The 16,126-nt window shown below is 52.6% G+C and carries 18 protein-coding genes; 8 read left to right on the top strand and 10 right to left on the bottom strand.

Going from position 1 to position 16,126, the window contains the following annotated elements; all coding sequences use genetic code 11:
- Positions 1 to 61 precede the first annotated feature (61 nt).
- Positions 62 to 1,009, bottom strand: coding sequence for a recombinase family protein (locus ACQKDS_RS08690; protein WP_399668724.1), 948 nt, complete (start codon positions 1,007 to 1,009; stop codon positions 62 to 64).
- Here ACQKDS_RS08690 and ACQKDS_RS08695 point away from each other — a divergent pair.
- The 4 genes from ACQKDS_RS08695 to ACQKDS_RS08710 are packed head-to-tail and all read left to right on the top strand — an operon-like array spanning position 1,008 to position 3,377.
- Positions 1,008 to 1,394 (top strand): ArsC family reductase, encoded by a 387-nt coding sequence (locus tag ACQKDS_RS08695; RefSeq protein WP_399668727.1) that lies wholly within the window; start codon positions 1,008 to 1,010, stop codon positions 1,392 to 1,394. The two genes, ACQKDS_RS08690 and ACQKDS_RS08695, sit on opposite strands and share 2 nt — an antisense overlap.
- Positions 1,391 to 2,518: a succinyl-diaminopimelate desuccinylase gene (dapE, locus tag ACQKDS_RS08700; RefSeq protein WP_399668729.1), complete on the top strand. Its 1,128-nt coding sequence runs from the start codon at positions 1,391 to 1,393 to the stop codon at positions 2,516 to 2,518. The genes ACQKDS_RS08695 and dapE overlap by 4 nt, the downstream gene beginning before the upstream one ends.
- Positions 2,515 to 3,183: a M15 family metallopeptidase gene (locus ACQKDS_RS08705; RefSeq protein ID WP_399668732.1), complete on the top strand. Its 669-nt coding sequence runs from the start codon at positions 2,515 to 2,517 to the stop codon at positions 3,181 to 3,183. The genes dapE and ACQKDS_RS08705 overlap by 4 nt, the downstream gene beginning before the upstream one ends.
- Before the next feature lie 8 nt (positions 3,184 to 3,191).
- Complete coding sequence (locus ACQKDS_RS08710; protein ID WP_399668735.1) at positions 3,192 to 3,377, top strand: YpfN family protein; 186 nt, start codon at positions 3,192 to 3,194, stop codon at positions 3,375 to 3,377.
- 28 nt (positions 3,378 to 3,405) lie between these two features.
- On the opposite strand, the gene ypfH is transcribed toward ACQKDS_RS08710, so the two are convergent.
- The 7 genes from ypfH to dapA all read right to left on the bottom strand — a co-directional run bounded on the left by ypfH (position 3,406) and on the right by dapA (position 10,388).
- The gene (ypfH, locus tag ACQKDS_RS08715; RefSeq protein ID WP_399668738.1) at positions 3,406 to 4,095 is read right to left on the bottom strand and encodes an esterase; all 690 of its coding nucleotides are present in this window, start codon (positions 4,093 to 4,095) and stop codon (positions 3,406 to 3,408) included.
- Between the two features lie 109 nt (positions 4,096 to 4,204).
- On the bottom strand, positions 4,205 to 6,208 hold the full coding sequence (locus ACQKDS_RS08720; RefSeq protein WP_399669255.1) for a tRNA(Met) cytidine acetyltransferase TmcA: 2,004 nt from the start codon (positions 6,206 to 6,208) through the stop codon (positions 4,205 to 4,207).
- A 254-nt stretch (positions 6,209 to 6,462) separates the two neighbouring features.
- The gene (ypfJ, locus tag ACQKDS_RS08725; protein ID WP_399668741.1) at positions 6,463 to 7,320 is read right to left on the bottom strand and encodes a KPN_02809 family neutral zinc metallopeptidase; all 858 of its coding nucleotides are present in this window, start codon (positions 7,318 to 7,320) and stop codon (positions 6,463 to 6,465) included.
- 153 nt (positions 7,321 to 7,473) lie between these two features.
- Positions 7,474 to 8,187: a phosphoribosylaminoimidazolesuccinocarboxamide synthase gene (gene purC, locus ACQKDS_RS08730; RefSeq protein WP_399668744.1), complete on the bottom strand. Its 714-nt coding sequence runs from the start codon at positions 8,185 to 8,187 to the stop codon at positions 7,474 to 7,476.
- A gap of 37 nt (positions 8,188 to 8,224) precedes the next feature.
- Positions 8,225 to 8,347, bottom strand: a complete 123-nt coding sequence (locus ACQKDS_RS08735; protein ID WP_399668747.1) for a hypothetical protein — start codon at positions 8,345 to 8,347, stop codon at positions 8,225 to 8,227.
- Positions 8,348 to 8,436: 89 nt separating this feature from the next.
- A complete protein-coding gene (gene bamC / locus ACQKDS_RS08740) occupies positions 8,437 to 9,489 on the bottom strand; it encodes an outer membrane protein assembly factor BamC (protein WP_399668750.1) in 1,053 nt (350 codons plus the stop codon).
- Between the two features lie 17 nt (positions 9,490 to 9,506).
- Positions 9,507 to 10,388 carry a 4-hydroxy-tetrahydrodipicolinate synthase gene (gene dapA, locus ACQKDS_RS08745; RefSeq protein ID WP_399668753.1) on the bottom strand — a complete coding sequence of 294 codons (882 nt, stop codon included), beginning with the start codon at positions 10,386 to 10,388 and terminating at the stop codon, positions 9,507 to 9,509.
- Between the two features lie 339 nt (positions 10,389 to 10,727).
- Between dapA and ACQKDS_RS08750 the strand changes: the two genes are divergently transcribed.
- Together ACQKDS_RS08750 and bcp are read left to right on the top strand one after the other, a co-directional pair.
- Positions 10,728 to 11,291 carry a glycine cleavage system transcriptional repressor gene (locus tag ACQKDS_RS08750; RefSeq protein WP_399668755.1) on the top strand — a complete coding sequence of 188 codons (564 nt, stop codon included), beginning with the start codon at positions 10,728 to 10,730 and terminating at the stop codon, positions 11,289 to 11,291.
- A gap of 2 nt (positions 11,292 to 11,293) precedes the next feature.
- The gene (bcp, locus tag ACQKDS_RS08755; protein WP_399668758.1) at positions 11,294 to 11,761 is read left to right on the top strand and encodes a thioredoxin-dependent thiol peroxidase; all 468 of its coding nucleotides are present in this window, start codon (positions 11,294 to 11,296) and stop codon (positions 11,759 to 11,761) included.
- Between the two features lie 120 nt (positions 11,762 to 11,881).
- Here the strand turns inward: bcp and ACQKDS_RS08760 are convergent, their stop codons facing one another.
- On the bottom strand, positions 11,882 to 12,955 hold the full coding sequence (locus tag ACQKDS_RS08760; RefSeq protein WP_399668761.1) for an AI-2E family transporter: 1,074 nt from the start codon (positions 12,953 to 12,955) through the stop codon (positions 11,882 to 11,884).
- A gap of 413 nt (positions 12,956 to 13,368) precedes the next feature.
- Here ACQKDS_RS08760 and ACQKDS_RS08765 point away from each other — a divergent pair, with 413 nt between their 5' ends.
- Both ACQKDS_RS08765 and arsC read left to right on the top strand, forming a co-directional pair.
- Complete coding sequence (locus ACQKDS_RS08765) at positions 13,369 to 14,838, top strand: beta-barrel assembly-enhancing protease (protein WP_399668764.1); 1,470 nt, start codon at positions 13,369 to 13,371, stop codon at positions 14,836 to 14,838.
- 18 nt (positions 14,839 to 14,856) lie between these two features.
- Complete coding sequence (gene arsC / locus ACQKDS_RS08770) at positions 14,857 to 15,210, top strand: arsenate reductase (glutaredoxin) (protein ID WP_399668766.1); 354 nt, start codon at positions 14,857 to 14,859, stop codon at positions 15,208 to 15,210.
- Positions 15,211 to 15,243: 33 nt separating this feature from the next.
- Here the strand turns inward: arsC and hda are convergent, their stop codons facing one another.
- Complete coding sequence (gene hda, locus ACQKDS_RS08775) at positions 15,244 to 15,951, bottom strand: DnaA inactivator Hda (protein WP_399668769.1); 708 nt, start codon at positions 15,949 to 15,951, stop codon at positions 15,244 to 15,246.
- Between the last annotated feature and the right edge of the window lie 175 nt (positions 15,952 to 16,126).

Consider the following 16,126-nt stretch of genomic DNA (forward strand, 5'->3'; position numbering starts at 1 on the left):
GGCGTCGCCACAGTGCCTGTGGCGGACTCAGTCCGGAACAATTTGAAAACCAGAATCTCGCTTAGGGCCGTGTCCACATTACGCGGGTAGGATCACTATTGAATACTGTTTTTTTCAAATCGTTACGCACACGACCTATATAGTTGTGGTTTGCTAATCGTCGCTGAACTTCCGCAAACTCCTCTTCGCTGACAATTTTTGGATATATTTTATATATTTCAGTAGTTAAAATAACCGTATCGTCGTCAAAATTCCGCTCAGTTCTATTAGATGTGTACTCACCTTTACATCGTTTATTTCTCAATAAATGACATATTTTAGTACTATCCCATTTTTTATTGTCAATCAACTTACCATCAGCGTTCAATTGTTGTGCAATTGTATAACTGCGTATTCCAGAAAGATATAAATCAAATACCTCACGTACTAATATATGATTTTCATTAAGTACATATTTCCCATCAACCACATCAATCCATTTCGGACAGTTTTTGATCATATACTGTCCTTCATCTTTCGCTTTTTTGCGTCGTTTGTCCCAACCTTTCCGTATACGAGTAGACTTTAGACAAGACTCTTCGTAAGAACGTTCGGCGATCATGGTCGCAAAAGTTAGGCTATTAGAGTGCTTGCGGCTAATGATAAGCCGCTTCTCAACATCATGCAGTTCGATTTGAGCACGATCTAATTGAGAAATGTACTCGACACACTTGAAAGGGTTTTCGCGTGAGAACCGATCGAGACTTTCAACGATGAGTACCGAGCCTTTCGCTATGTCACCATCATTAACACGCTTGAAAAATCGTCCTAACCCTGCACTTTCATGCAAATGTTCGGCTTTGAATGCTGAACGCCCTTCATCGATAATTAGCTCGTAGTCTGGATCGAAATCCTGCACTGGGGCATTATCTTCAAAATACTTAATGAGCAGTGATTCCTGACGGTTTAGGCCATCGCCGGATACCTGTTGCTCTGAACTTACCCTGATATAGAGGTAACATTTTTTCATGAAAGACGATGCTCAAAAAAGTTTGCTTAAGCTATATGGTATCAAAAATTGTGACACCATCAAAAAAGCACGTCGCTGGTTGGAAGAACAAGGCGTAGCTTATCAATTTCATGACTACCGGGCAGACGGGCTGAGCGAACAGCAACTGCGCGGTTTTGTTGAGCAACTGGGTTGGCAGCCGCTGTTAAATACCCGTGGCACCACGTGGCGTAAGTTAGACGAAGCCGAACGTAACGCCTGCGACAATGCCGATGCAGCGATTGCGCTGATGCTGGCACAGCCGGCGATCATCAAACGACCACTGCTGGATGATGGCAACGGTCACACCCTGCTTGGCTTTAATGCCGAGAACTATCAGCACTTTATTTCTGAGGTCAGCGCATGATTTGCCCCGTTATCGATCTGGCGCAACAGCTCATTAAACGCCCGTCCCTGAGCCCGCATGACGAAGGTTGTCAGGAAATCATGATCGCGCGCCTTAAGGCGATTGGCTTTACCATCGAACCGATGGACAGTGGGGATACGCAAAACTTTTGGGCCTGGCGTGGTGAAGGTCAGACGCTGGCGTTCGCCGGCCACACCGATGTCGTGCCAAGCGGTGACGAAAGCCGCTGGGAAAACCCACCCTTTGAACCTACCATCCGTGACGGCATGCTGTACGGCCGTGGTGCCGCCGACATGAAAGGTTCATTGGCGGCAATGGTGGTTGCTGCGGAACGCTTTGTCGCCGCACACCCTGATCACCAAGGCCGGCTGGCGTTTTTGATCACTTCTGACGAAGAAGCCAGCGCCACCCACGGTACCGTGAAAGTGGTGGAAGCGCTGATGGCGCGTAATGAACGTTTAGATTACTGCCTGGTGGGCGAACCTTCCAGCACTGACCGCGTGGGTGATGTGGTAAAGAACGGCCGTCGCGGTTCTATTACCGCTAATTTACGTATCCACGGCGTTCAAGGCCACGTTGCCTATCCCCATCTGGCTGATAACCCGGTGCACCGCGCCATGTCTGCGTTGAATGAACTGGTTACCACCGAGTGGGATAACGGTAACGAATTCTTCCCGCCGACCAGTATGCAGATTGCTAACGTCCAGGCGGGCACCGGCAGCAATAATGTCATTCCCGGCGAGCTGTTTGTACAATTCAATTTCCGTTTCAGTACCGAATTAACCGACGCGCTGATCAAGCAGCGGGTAGAAGCACTACTGGAACGCCATCAGTTGAACTACAGCCTCGATTGGTGGCTCTCCGGCCAACCGTTCCTCACCGAGCGTGGCGCACTGGTGGATGCGGTGGTGAATGCCGTCGAACACTATACCGAACTGACGCCACAATTACTGACCACTGGCGGAACCTCAGATGGCCGTTTTATTGCCCAAATGGGTGCACAGGTGGTTGAGCTGGGGCCAGTGAACGCGACTATCCATAAAGTAAATGAATGTGTGAATGCCGCCGATCTGCAACTACTGAGCCGCATGTACCAACGCATCATGGAGCAACTGGTCGCATGATCACGCCTGAAATGCTGACCGGCCGCTCGACCGAACACCTAGTCGCGCTAAGCGGCCATCATCGCCTGCAACCGCCAGCGGTCGACGCTTTTCGCGCCATGCAACAGGCCGCGCAACAGGCTGGTTTTGATTTACAGCCTGCCAGCACCTTTCGCGACTTTGAGCGCCAACGGGCGATTTGGAATGGTAAATTCTGGGGTCAACGTCCAGTATTAAATCAGGATAGCCAACCGATCGATGTCGCTCCGCTGTCGGCTGGTGAGCGCTGTGAGGCGATTTTACGCTGGTCGGCACTGCCCGGTGCAAGCCGCCATCATTGGGGCAGCGATCTTGATGTCTACGATCCCTCTTTGTTACCGCCGGATAAAAAGCTACAGCTCGAGCCTTGGGAATATGAAAAAGGTGGCTATTTTTATCCGCTGAACCAGTGGTTAACAGCGCACATGGCGGAGTTTGGATTTTACCGCCCGTTCACCGAGGACGGTGATGGCGTGGCCGTCGAACCTTGGCATCTGAGCTATCGTCCATTGGCAGAGGAGGCAGAGCATTTGCTTACGCCAACGCTACTGCTCACAGCCTGGCAGGATCAGGACGTTGCCGGTATCGAATGGTTAGAGCGCCATTTACCCTCGATTTTTTCGCGTTTTATCTCCCCTAAAGGATAGGTGCCAACATGCAATGGTTAGCGGACTACTGGTGGGTTATCCTGCTGATTTTACTGGGTATGATTGTTAGCGGCATCAAAGAACTACGTCGCGTTGATGTAAAGAAATACCTTGCCGACAAACCGGAACTGCCGCCGCACCGCGATAATAACGCCCAGTGGGACGACGAAGACGACTGGCCAAAGAAGAAATAGTATCAGGGCGCATCATGCGCCCTGTATTTTATTTGAAAGCAATTAAATCGCCGCGTTTACCAAGCAGGGCTTCGTCCCAATATCGCTGTGGTACGTAAAAATGCAGGCGTTCCAACGCATTATCCATCATGCCCTGATTAATCACGTGACCGACGTTCGGTTCTACATCCAGCGTGAAATCAACGCCGTGTCGTTGCAAACATTCTGCGGCAGCCTGTGCATGTTCAACATTAATCACTGCGTCATCTTGGCCATGGATCAGGTGCACTACACTGTCGCCAACGTTAGCAGTCGGTAAGCGAGCGAAACGACCGCTAAATGCCACCACCCGCCCAGCCAGTTTCGCTGTCGATGCCAACCCTTCCAGCGCCATGATCGCCCCTTGCGAGAAACCGACCAGTGCGGTGGCCGCATAGCTGACGCCGCTGTGCCGTTGCCAATAACGCACGATATCAATAAACGACGGCATGACTTGCGCGATGCGTTCAACACGGTTGTCTTCTGTTACGTTCTCCACGGAGAACCACTGGCGGCCACCGGCGTCACCGAACAATTCGGAGCCACCCGCACTCACCACCAGCGCCTGTGGAAACGAGTGAGCGAAATAGCTACCGATTTCACCCATCGCTACGTGATTATCGCCGACACCATGAAACAGCAAAATCAATTGCTGAGCCGGTGTTGCAGGGCTTTGTACAACGAAATGTGCATGTTTCATCTGAAATTCCTTAGTTAATCGAAGAGGCCGAAGGATTCCGCCGGCTCCCCGTCACTATACGCCGCTAAGAAATCAGGAAAATCGGGTTTTATTGAACAACTCGTTCCATTTATTGCAATGATTCATCCGCCAAGGCCTGCGTCCAGGCACGCCACTGGCGGCAATGTTGCGGATCTATCAGCTCGAGCGCTGTAGCCACCTCATGACGCCATTGGCGCAGCAATGCTTTCTGACCGCTGACGCCAAATTGCGCGACACATTGCGCTACCGGCAATTGCCGTTGTAAATGCGCACGCAACATCGGCAACGGTAAAGAGCTGGACAATAACAATCGCTGTAGCGCCCCCAGACTGGCCTCTAACGGACGATGAGCAAACGCGAAGCCGGCCAGTTCTCGCCAATCCTCTTCATTCAATAACGGATCGCCATCATCACCGGGGATTGTCAGCGGCAAATCGATACGCTGCTGTAGCCAACGCCAGTCACGGGCTAAATGTTTTTGCGCCACGCGGCACAGCATCCGCCCTGATTCACTGAGCGGCAGCACCGCCATCGCGCTATAGCAACCGCTGCTGGCTTCGCGTTGACTGCCGATACGCACCAGCTCAAAACCACAGGCGCGCCAAAAACGCCATAATGCATCGGTGTAGCCAAAGCTCACCGACAGATAATCCAATCCTTGCGACTGCGAGCGTTGTTGGTCAATCAATCGGCGCGCAATGCCCTGCCGCCGTAATGCTGGCAGCACCGCAATGCGCGTTATCCGCCTTGATCGTAGCGTCGGTGCCCACCACGGGCCGCTGTGGGCGACAAGGGACTGCGCTACCAGATTACCACGCGGGCGTCGTCGTCCGGCCCACACCTCATGCGCCAGCGCATGGCTTAATCCTCCCTCGTCCACTAACCAAAGCGCTCCCACCACATTTTCTGCCAATAATGCCGCGCTGAACGCCATGCCGGGCGCATCCATTAAACGACGCAGATCAAGCGGCGAGGTTCGATAATGCGCACTGCTCAGTAAAGCGTAAAAACGCCGTAATAATGATGCATCAGCACATAACTGAGCCTGATCCAACGAGCGGTAATCAACCGTTTGCTGCGGCGTTGGCTCTATTTGCTGCTCGGTGAATAACAGCGCATGATCGATCAGCCTTTCCAAAGGATCGCCAGCCGCCCAGCGCATGGGCTGGCTGAGCGCCAGCGGCTGCCAGTTTGGTAAACCCGCGCAGAATTTCAACAAGAATCCACGTCCGGTACCTTCATAACCCTGTACCGTGGTCGTCAGTAATACGCGTGGGAAATAGCCGATCAACGCCTGTAACAACGGCGCGGGAATGGCTGCCGCCTCATCCACCAACAACCAGCCTACGTCTTGTCCCCCCTGCTGGCGACAGTGCGCCAATAAGGCATCCGGTGCCCAAAATCGCGCCTGTTCCTGTGTCCATTGGTTAGCAACATCGGTGGCAGCACGGTTGGGGCCAGTTATCCAGCAATTTAGGGGGGAATGGGCGATCAGCATGCCTGCCAGCGTCGACTTGCCCCGCCCGCGCGGTGCAGTCAACACCCACACGCCGTGGTTGGCAGCAAGTAACTGTGTCAGTAGCGTTTGCTGTTCTGTCGTTGGCGTGCCATCCGGCGCTTGCCAAAGGGCGCGCGGTGGTAACGGCGCAAGCTGTGGTAAACGATCCTGTCGCCAAACGCTCACCTCCGCGTCTGCCAGCAGTTGCTGTTGGAAATGATGGATAAAATGGGGGGTGATAATGGGCTGCGCGCAGTCACTCCAACGCACACTGTCCGTATCCGCCTGCCGCGACCACGCTTCCCAAGGCGGGGTCAGCAGCAATAACCAACTGCCTGCGCGCAATACTCCCGCTAACTGGGCTAACGCTTCAATGTTTAGCCCTTCACAGGCATCAAACACCGCATGCAGCCGCTCTTGACCAAGCAGGTTACGCGCCCCGCCGCTGGCGATTGACTGTGCTTCGCTGGGGGCTTGTTCACTCAGCCACAACCAATCGCCCGGCAAGCTCGCCGCCAGTTGCCGCGCCATATTGCGGCACCAGAGCGCTTCACCGCTCAATACCAGCAGACGGCGAATACCCTGTTGTTGCATAAACCGTTGCGCTGTCTGTAATTCCATCATCCCAAGTTGCCTACAAACCCATGGGTGAACATCCCGCCGCGATCGCTGCGGCCAAATAACCGACTTATATTTTCACGATGATAGGGTAACAATGTGCCAGACCCTACCCTAATGCGGTGCGCCCAAATTAATCGGGGCGAATATCTTCGCCCCGACCTGGCTTGAACGGTTAATCCGTTTCACAGGGATTTCCACATCACTCACGGATTGCTTACAGCGTCAATTTACCGTGAAGCAAAGGTATTACAGGTATTGGGATCGCCACTGTCAAAACCTTGCTTAAACCACATATAGCGCTGCTCAGAAGTACCATGTGTGAAGCTGTCTGGCACCACACGGCCTTGGCTTTGCTGCTGCAAACGATCATCCCCAATCGCCTGTGCGGCGTTCAACGCCTCTTTCAGGTCGCCCTCTTCCAGCATTTGCTGTTTCTCAGCATATTTGCCCCACACGCCAGCAAAACAATCGGCCTGCAATTCCATTTTCACCGATAACCGGTTCACTTCGACCTGACTAGCACGCTGTTGCATTTGGCGCACCTTAGGTTCAATGCCTAACAGGTTTTGCACGTGATGGCCGACTTCATGCGCCACCACGTAAGCCTGGGCAAAATCACCGCCTGCGCCCAACTTGTCTTTCATATCCTGATAAAAAGACAAATCGATATACACCGTTTTGTCACCCGGGCAGTAGAATGGCCCCATCGCTGCCTGACCGGTACCGCAACGGGTAGGCGTGACACCACGATACATCACCAATTTCGGTGGCTGGTAGGTTTTGCCCATTCGTTGGAAAACTTCGCGCCAATTATCTTCGGTAGACGCCAGTACCACCGAGGTAAATTTCGCCAGTTCATCATCTTTCGGGCTGATAGACGCGCTCTGCTGCTGCGAGGTCGACACGTCACCGCCACTCAGTAATGGCGACAGATCAATACCGTAATAACCGGCAACCAGCACCACCACGATCAGTACAATCCCCCCCTTGCCGCGAATCGGCGGACGAAAACCGCCACCACCACCTGAAGATTGCCCGCGACGATCCTCAACATTGTCACTTTCCCGACGCCCTTGCCAACGCATAAATAAACTCCAGATTAGGTTTTTAACGATCGTAGAAAACGTAGCTACTGATTACCATTATAAATGCTTGTTGGCGTGGGAAATGCAGAAATTTTCGGGAAACAGCAGAATGACGGGACGATATCGCAGCTCGTCCCGTTGAAAGGCGGCAATTTAGTCCAGTTTCACACCGATACGGCGTGCAACTTCTTCGTACGCTTCAATCAGACCACCTAAACTCTGGCGGAAACGGTCTTTATCCATTTTGTCTAAGGTGTTTTTGTCCCACAGGCGGCTCCCATCCGGAGAAAACTCATCCCCCAGCACTACTTCACCGTTGAACAAACCAAACTCCAGTTTGAAGTCCACCAGAATCAGCCCGGCCTCATCAAACAGTTTGCTCAATACGGTATTTGCCTGATAGCTCAACTCGCGCATCCGCGCCAGATGCGTTTTGCTGACCCAACCAAAGGTTTCACAGTAAGATTCATTCACCATCGGATCGTGCTTGGCATCATCTTTAAGGAACAGATCGAACAAGGGTGGGTTAAGTTCCAGCCCTTCTTCAATACCCAGGCGTTTCACCAAAGAACCTGCAGCGCGGTTACGAATGACACACTCAACCGGCACCATATCCAGCTTCTTCACCAGCACTTCGTTATCAGACAGTAGGCGCTCCATCTGCGTTGGGATGCCGGCCTCTTCCAATTTGCTCATGATGAAATGGTTAAATTTGTTATTCACCATCCCTTTACGATCGAACTGTTCAATGCGCTCACCATCCAGTGCTGACGTATCGTTGCGGAATTCCAACACCAACAGATCCGGGTTTTCAGTGGTGTAGACCGTTTTTGCTTTTCCGCGATACAACTCAGCTAGCTTTTGCATCTTACTTACTCCAATAAAGAATTGTTCTGATAATGCCTCAGCGCGCAGGCCGGGTATATCCGATTAATTGCGGTAACAACAGCGTGGTTGGTGCAGAAACCCGGCTGCCAACGTCAAACCAGTTATCGGGATAACGGCGCATCGCCAACACGGCTGTCACGACAAGAATGCAGAGTATATTGTGCCAAAACTGCGACGCAAACGATACCGTCTCGATAAAACAAAAAGGAGCCGAAGCCCCTTTTGATGTTATTTCACACTGGTTTGTCTAAACGCAGCCTGGAATGCCGAAACCAAGGCGTCATTCTGCACCTGAGTCAATGGCTTCCCTTTTGATGCAATAAACTGCAGACTGGTACGGTTATTCAAATCACCGACCTGCAATTTGTAATCGCCTTCGGCCAGTTCAGGATCTTTCACGCCTAATGCGTCCCAATCACTGCTGCTCAACGATTTGTAGGTCACTTCAATCGTACCCTGAGGTCGGCTACGGTCGCCCACTTTCATGCCGAGTTTGGCCAATGCTGGCGGCAGGCGATCCCACACCACGGTGTAAGGTGCGCGAACAATCAGTACCGGCAGGCCGGTGTCGTCTGCGCCGCTCTGTACGTCAAGCTCGCCAAAGCGGTTAGCGTTCTGGCTGTTTGCCCGAGTGTCCTGCTTATCCAAGCCTTCGGTGATGGCGTTCATCATCATGCCATTATAGCGCTGGATGTCGGATGTATTCGTCACCTGCTCAGTTTTACCCTGCTGCTGCAAACCCACCGTTTTCACCACCAGTGCCTGCTGGTAGCCTTGCTGCTGAACGCTGATCTGGTAGCGCCCTTCATACTGATTATCTTCATCCAGGCGATTCCATTTCACCCAGTCAGTCGTCAGGGTTTGCCCCGCATCTTGACGTGAAGCGATTGGAATATCTTTCGCCTCAAGCAGGCTGACGACTCGCGACCACAGATTCTGGTTTTGCGGACTGTTTTCTAACAGCAGCGTACCGCTGTCGCCCGCATATTGCGCACGCGACCCGCTCAACAGTGCCAACGGTTGCACGGGCGGACGAATATCCAGCGCTTTCCCGAAGACGCCTTTGGCGGCCACCGGCGGCACCTCGTAATTACCATTCTGAATCGGCAAAATCATGCCGGCTGGTGCGCTTAGCGCTTTCAGTGGCGCTGCGTCAAGATAGGCTTCGTCGCCACTGACTTGGCGTTTATAACGCTGATCGCTGGAGCATGCTGCCAGCATCATCACCAGCGAGATCCCCACGACCTTTGCTACCATCGACTTTTGCAATGAATAAGCCATCAAATTTCCTTTAAATGTTACAGCAAACCGGCGCTTTTCAACGCTCGCTCCACGATCGGGCGGGCAGCGTCGGTCAGTGGCGTCATCGGCAGACGCAGCGTATCGGTTGCCATCAATCCCAATGCCTTACAGGCCCATTTCACCGGAATAGGGTTTGCTTCTACGAACAAATCCTGATGCAACGGCATCAAGCGTTGATTTAAACGACGGGCTTCGGCGAAGTTCCCCTGCGCCGCCAATTGGCAAAGCTGCGCCATTTCACGCGCGGCCACGTTGGCCGTAACGGAGATCACCCCTTTGCCACCCAGTTGCATGAAGTCCAGACCGCTGGCGTCATCACCGCTCAGCAAGGAGAAATCTTCATCATCAACCAGCACTTGGATCTGGCTAACCCGGCTTAAGTTCCCTGTTGCGTCTTTAACAGCAACAATATTCTTAATTTTGGCTAAACGCGCGATGACCGGCGGCAGCATGTCACAACCGGTGCGTGAAGGCACGTTATACAGAATTTGCGGCAGTTCGGTGCTCTCAGCGATAGCTTTGAAGTGCTGATACAGCCCTTCCTGAGTCGGTTTATTGTAGTAAGGCGTTACCGTCAGACAGCCGACAACGCCGGTATCGTTAAAGCGCTGAGTAAGCGAAATGGCTTCGGCCGTGGCATTCGCCCCGGTACCCGCAATCACCGGAATACGGCCGTCGGCCAGCTCCAGCGTTTGCAAAACCACGTCCACATGCTCATCATGCGCCAGGGTTGCAGATTCGCCGGTCGTCCCTACGGATACGATAGCCGAGGTTCCGCTGGCGACATGATAATCAATCAGTTTTTTTAAGCTCGCACGATCGACAGCACCTTTGTCGTCCATCGGCGTAACCAGTGCGACTATACTTCCCGTAAACATTGGCCGTCCCCTCTACAAACAAGTCACTCATGGTACTTTTGCTGCCTATCCAAAAGCAAGCAAACAACTGTGTTGTAAGCGCTTGGCAGGCGGTTTTTTTTATGTTTACCTTGGTATACTCGAAATAATTCGAGTTGCCTCGTGGCGCAGGTCAGTACATCCCAATAAGCTTATCGATGTCAGTAAGGGAAGTCAGTGACCCATCAGCCCGGCGCGGAGTGAAACGCTGTTGGCTGCGCCCCTTAGGGCGAGCCCCATTGAATAACGCAATAACTCAGCCCGCAAAACGGCAATTTGAACAATAACGGGTATTAACCCATTAAGCACGCAGGAACTCCCATGTCAGATGAACACTATCTGGTGATTACCGCGCTCGGCGCTGACCGCACCGGTATCGTCAACACCATCACCCGCCATGTCAGTAGTTGCGGGTGCAATATCGAAGATAGCCGTCTGGCCATGTTGGGCGAAGAATTCACCTTCATCATGCTGCTTTCCGGCAGTTGGAACGCTATCACGCTGATTGAGTCTACTCTGCCGCAAAAAGGTGCAGAGCTGGATCTGCTGATTGTGATGAAACGCACAAACTCGCAAGAACGGCCCCCGATGCCGGCCACTGTGTGGGTGCAGGTGGAGGTCAAAGACTCGCCACATATTATCGAGCGTTTTACCGACCTGTTCGATTCCAGCCAGATGAACATTGCAGAACTGGTGTCGCGTACCCAACCTGCCGAGGACGGCCAACCGCCGCAGCTTTATATTCAGATCACCGCGCACAGCTCCGGCCATCAAGATGCATCGAATATTGAGCAAGCCTTTCATCGCCTATGTACAGAATTGAATGCGCAAGGCAGTATTAGCGTTGTGAACTATCCACAGCATGATGAGAAAGATGGAGAGTAGTGATGAGCCCATTGAAAGCCGGTGATACAGCGCCAAAATTTAGTTTGCTCGACCAGGACGGCGAGGAAATTAGTTTGGCCGACTTCCAGGGACAGCGAGTGTTGGTTTATTTCTATCCCAAGGCGATGACGCCGGGTTGTACGGTGCAAGCCTGCGGCCTGCGGGATAATATGGATGAATTGAAAAAAGCCGGTGTTGAAGTGCTCGGTATCAGCACCGACAAACCGGAAAAGCTGTCCCGCTTTGTTGAAAAAGAACTGCTCAACTTCACGTTGCTATCTGATGAGGATCACCATGTGGCGCAGCAGTTTGGCGTCTGGGGTGAAAAAACCTTCATGGGCAAAACCTATGACGGCATACACCGCATTAGCTTCCTGATCGATGCCAACGGTAACGTTGAAAAGGTGTTTGATAATTTCAAAACCACCAACCACCACGATATTGTCCTGAGCTACTTGCAAGGCAACTGAGCTATCGGTCGGTCTTGACGCTAAAAACCACCTCCAACGGAGGTGGTTTTTTTATTGTGCCATTCGGTTTGGCTGAATATCATGATGATGTCAGCCACCGCTATCGCGTCTCCGGGGCGTTCATTGCTCTTTTTCAACGTCGAGCAACATATCATCAGGCCAGGCATGGATAACCGCTTTCACCAACGTCGCCAGTGGGATGGCAAAAAATACGCCCCAAAATCCCCACAGCCCGCCGAAAATGATCACCGATAGGATAATCACCAGCGGATGCAGATTTACCGCCTCAGAGAACAGGAGAGGTACCAACAGGTTGCCGTCCAGTGCCTGAACAATCAAATAGGCAATAATTAACGTCCAGAAATCTGCGCCCACGCCCCATTGGAACATCGCCACCACCACCACCGGGATAGTGACCAACGCCGCCCCGATGTAGGGGATCAGTACCGATAACCCGACCAACACCGCTAACAATAACGAGTAACGCATATCCAGAATAAAGAACACCAGATAAGTCACGATACCGACGATCACCATTTCCATCACCTTACCACGTATGTAGTTGGTGATTTGCTGATTCATCTCAATCCACACCTGCCCAGCCAGCCCACGGTTACGCGGCAACACGCGCCGCACCGCGTTCAACATCTGCTCTTTGTCTTTTAGCAGGAAAAACACCATCAATGGCACCAGAACCAGGTAAATCGCCAGGGTCAGCAACCCCACCAGCGAGGCCAGTGAAAACTTAACCACCGAGTCGCCCATCCCAGAAAGCCGAGTGCGCAAATTGTCTACCATCATGTCAATGATGCCAGCATCCACCAGCGCCGGATAACGCTGCGGCAACGTGGCGGCGTAATTATAAAATTGATTCACCATACCGGGTAAATCGGTCATCAGATTGATGCCCTGTTGCCAAGCCGTTGGCGCCACCACGAACACCAACAACAAACTGATACCCGCAAAAACAACCAGCACCATACTCGCCGCCCAAGTGCGCGAGCATCCCACCCGTTGTAAACGGGCGGTCGGCCATTCCAGCAGGTAGGCCAGCACAATCGCCACCAAAAGTGGCGTCAGAATGCCATGAAAAAAGTAGAGAATGCAGAATCCAGCCAGCAGAATCACCAAGAGCGCGATGGCTTGCGGATCGGTGAAGCGACGGCGGTACCACTGTAATAACATCTCCAACATCAGAGAGTGCTCCTTGATTCCATAAATGAGGATCGTTGTCCGCCTTTTCCTTGGCGGCCCAGCGGGCATGACATTATTATTTGTTTCAACACAATGTTAGCCCGAAATTCCTTGGGCAAAAGTTTCATTGTGACTCACGGCTGACTATGATGTGATGGTTCGACATCAGCGATGTGCTAGCCCCGTCATATTTCGTGTTGCCGGTTTTGAGCCACAGGCGCGTAAATCCGTCGTCGACCGGTTTATCGCGCAATAGCCGCCGTAAAGCAACGCGAATGATTGAGGAACATCACCGTTTTTGTGAATCCACAGACATTCGAGCTGATTGTACTGGAGAGTCCGGCACGGAAGAAGAACTCTTATCTGAGATAGGCGTCCTAGTTACTACGACATCATGAGGGATACCCCAGACTATGACCACCCGGTTGACCAAAACAGCGATTGCAGTTCTGTTTCTCGGTACGCTCAGTTCCACTGCGGTGGTTCCCGTCAATGCAGAAACGCAGGATCGATTGCCGGATATCGGCACAACGGCGGGCGGCACCTTAAGCATCGGTCAAGAGTTGGCCATGGGCGATTTTTACGTACGCCAACTGCGTGCCAGCGCGCCGTTGGTGAACGACCCATTACTGACCACTTACATTAACCAACTGGGTAACCGGTTGGTGGCAAGCGCTTATTCAGTACGCACACCATTCCACTTCTTTTTAGTGCGAAACGATGAAATTAACGCCTTTGCCTTCTTCGGGGGCAACGTCGTCTTGCACTCGGCACTGTTTCGTGAAACTGACGATGAAAGCCAGTTGGCATCGGTACTCGCGCACGAAATCTCCCACGTTACCCAGCGCCACCTGGCGCGCGCGATGGAAGATCAGCAACGCAATGCCCCGCTGACGTGGGTCGGCGCACTCGGTTCCATTTTGCTGGCGATGGCGAACCCCACCATGGGGATGGCAGCGCTAAGCGGCACGATGGCCGGCACTCAACAAGGCATGATCAGCTTTACCCAATCGAACGAACAGGAAGCTGACCGCATCGGCATCCAGGTGCTACAACGTGCCGGATTCGATCCGCAAGCGATGCCTGGGTTTATGCAAAAGCTGGCCGATCAGGCGCGTTACGCGTCTAAACCGCCAGAAATGCTGCTTACGCACCCCTTACCGGACAGCCGTCTTTCCGATGCCCGTAACCGTGCAAACCAGATGCGCCACTCTATTGTCCATTCCACGCAAGATTATTACCTGGCCAAAGTCCGTGCGCTGGGAATGTACAGCACCAAAGGCTACGGGCTGTCGGAAGAGTTACTGGAAACCTACAGCAAGGGAAACGCACGTCAGCAAATGGCCGCCAAATACGGGCGGGCGATTCTCTTTTACGAAGCGAAAAAGTACGATAACGCTCGCAAGATCATTCAACCTCTGCTGGCTAAAGACAGTAACAACGTTTGGTTACTGGATTTAATGACAGACATCGATCTGGGCCAGAAGCGGGCATCGCACGCTATTGCGCGGTTGCAGGCCGCCAACGCGTTGCAAAGCAACAACCCGGTGTTGCAACTTAACCTGGCCAATGCTTACGTAGAAGGGGGGCAGCCAGCGCAGGCCTCGAAGATCCTTAATCGCTATACCTTCACGCATCCGAATGATCCAAACGGTTGGGATTTACTGGCTCAGGCCAGCGCTGCACAAGGGTTACGTGATGAGGAGCTCTCCGCCCGGGCCGAAAGCTTGGCGCTAGCTGGGCAACTGGATCAATCTATCAGCTTGCTCAGCAATGCCAGTTCACTGCAAAAACTCGGCAGCCTGAAACAAGCGCGCTATGACGCGCGCATCGACCAATTACGCCAACTGCAACAACGTTTCCGCCAATTTCAGCGCGGTTGATTTTAAGGAATGAACACGATGCAAGACGTCACGATGTACCACAATCCACGCTGCTCCAAGAGCCGCGAAACGCTCGCGTTACTCCAACAGCACGGCGTGGAACCCAATATCGTATTATATCTGGACACCCCGCCGTCGCTGGAACAGTTACGCACGTTGTTGCAACAACTGGGGTTCAGCTCGGCGCGTGAGCTGATGCGTAAAAAAGAAGATCGGTACAAAGAACTGGAACTCGCGGATGAGAACCTGAGCGAACAGCAACTGCTGCAAGCGATGGTGGATAACCCTAAATTGATCGAACGCCCCATCGTCGTGAAAAACGGCCAAGCGCGCATCGGTCGCCCACCTGAACAGGTGCTGGAAATTTTATAACGTGCCGGGAGCCGCGCTCGCTATCGGGGGCGGCTACAGCCCCAAGATCTCTTTCACAAAGGGGATGGTGAGTTTACGCTGGGCGGTGATCGACGCACGATCAAGCTGATCCAGCGTCATAAACAACGTGCGCATTTCGCGATCCAGTCTTTTCAGCAAGAAACGCCCCACATCCTCCGGCAGCTCAAAACCGCGTAGCTTGGCACGCAATTGTAGCGCCAACAGTTTTTCTTCATCAGAGAGCGGTTGCAGCTTGTAGATTTGCCCCCAGTCGAGGCGAGAAGCCAAATCCGGCAAATAGAGATTTAACTGACGTGGCGGGCGATCGCCGGTGATGAACAACCGCGTACGACCGGTTTCGAGAATGCGGTTATACAGATTGAAGATCGCCATCTCCCACTCTTCATCACCCGCAATACATTCAATATTATCGATACATACCAGCGCCAGTTGCTCCATGCCATCCAACACTTCAGGCACGAAATACGCTCGCTTATCCAGCGGCACATAGCCAACGGCCTCGCCGCACTGGGAAAGTTCGGCGCAGGCCGCATGCAGTAAGTGGCTACGCCCCCCGCCTTCGCGCGACCAGAAATAAATATAACTGCCATGTTCTTGGCGAACGGCGGATTGGATCGCCGCTAACAGGGATGGGTTCTCACCCGGATAAAAACTGGCGAAAGTCTCATCATCAGGGAGATAAAGTGGCAGTGACAACTGTGCCGGCGTATTCAGAAGCACCTCAACCAAAACTGGCAGGAAAACATCAGCAGTCTAACACATAAAACCGGTACTGTTGAACCGACAGGATTTTATGCCGTAATAGTGAGCAAAGCGCTAACCAAACGCCCGCCGATAACCCTTAAACCCAGAAAAACGCTGCGAGCAATTTGTATTTTTTCGTAAACCTGTCCTA

Source organism: Serratia sp. NPDC078593 (assembly GCF_050268245.1).
GTDB lineage: Bacteria > Pseudomonadota > Gammaproteobacteria > Enterobacterales > Enterobacteriaceae > JBNNGK01.

Coding starts and splice junctions, on each gene's coding strand:
- bcp (WP_399668758.1), top strand. CDS start 11,294: ATGAGCCCATTGAAAGCCGGTGATACAGCGCCAAAATTTAGTTTGCTC.
- ACQKDS_RS08720 (WP_399669255.1), bottom strand. CDS start 6,208: ATGCAACAACAGGGTATTCGCCGTCTGCTGGTATTGAGCGGTGAAGCG.
- bamC (WP_399668750.1), bottom strand. CDS start 9,489: ATGGCTTATTCATTGCAAAAGTCGATGGTAGCAAAGGTCGTGGGGATC.
- ypfH (WP_399668738.1), bottom strand. CDS start 4,095: ATGAAACATGCACATTTCGTTGTACAAAGCCCTGCAACACCGGCTCAG.
- ACQKDS_RS08690 (WP_399668724.1), bottom strand. CDS start 1,009: ATGAAAAAATGTTACCTCTATATCAGGGTAAGTTCAGAGCAACAGGTA.
- dapA (WP_399668753.1), bottom strand. CDS start 10,388: ATGTTTACGGGAAGTATAGTCGCACTGGTTACGCCGATGGACGACAAA.
- purC (WP_399668744.1), bottom strand. CDS start 8,187: ATGCAAAAGCTAGCTGAGTTGTATCGCGGAAAAGCAAAAACGGTCTAC.
- dapE (WP_399668729.1), top strand. CDS start 1,391: ATGATTTGCCCCGTTATCGATCTGGCGCAACAGCTCATTAAACGCCCG.
- ypfJ (WP_399668741.1), bottom strand. CDS start 7,320: ATGCGTTGGCAAGGGCGTCGGGAAAGTGACAATGTTGAGGATCGTCGC.
- ACQKDS_RS08710 (WP_399668735.1), top strand. CDS start 3,192: ATGCAATGGTTAGCGGACTACTGGTGGGTTATCCTGCTGATTTTACTG.
- ACQKDS_RS08765 (WP_399668764.1), top strand. CDS start 13,369: ATGACCACCCGGTTGACCAAAACAGCGATTGCAGTTCTGTTTCTCGGT.
- ACQKDS_RS08695 (WP_399668727.1), top strand. CDS start 1,008: ATGAAAGACGATGCTCAAAAAAGTTTGCTTAAGCTATATGGTATCAAA.
- ACQKDS_RS08750 (WP_399668755.1), top strand. CDS start 10,728: ATGTCAGATGAACACTATCTGGTGATTACCGCGCTCGGCGCTGACCGC.
- arsC (WP_399668766.1), top strand. CDS start 14,857: ATGCAAGACGTCACGATGTACCACAATCCACGCTGCTCCAAGAGCCGC.
- ACQKDS_RS08705 (WP_399668732.1), top strand. CDS start 2,515: ATGATCACGCCTGAAATGCTGACCGGCCGCTCGACCGAACACCTAGTC.
- ACQKDS_RS08760 (WP_399668761.1), bottom strand. CDS start 12,955: ATGTTGGAGATGTTATTACAGTGGTACCGCCGTCGCTTCACCGATCCG.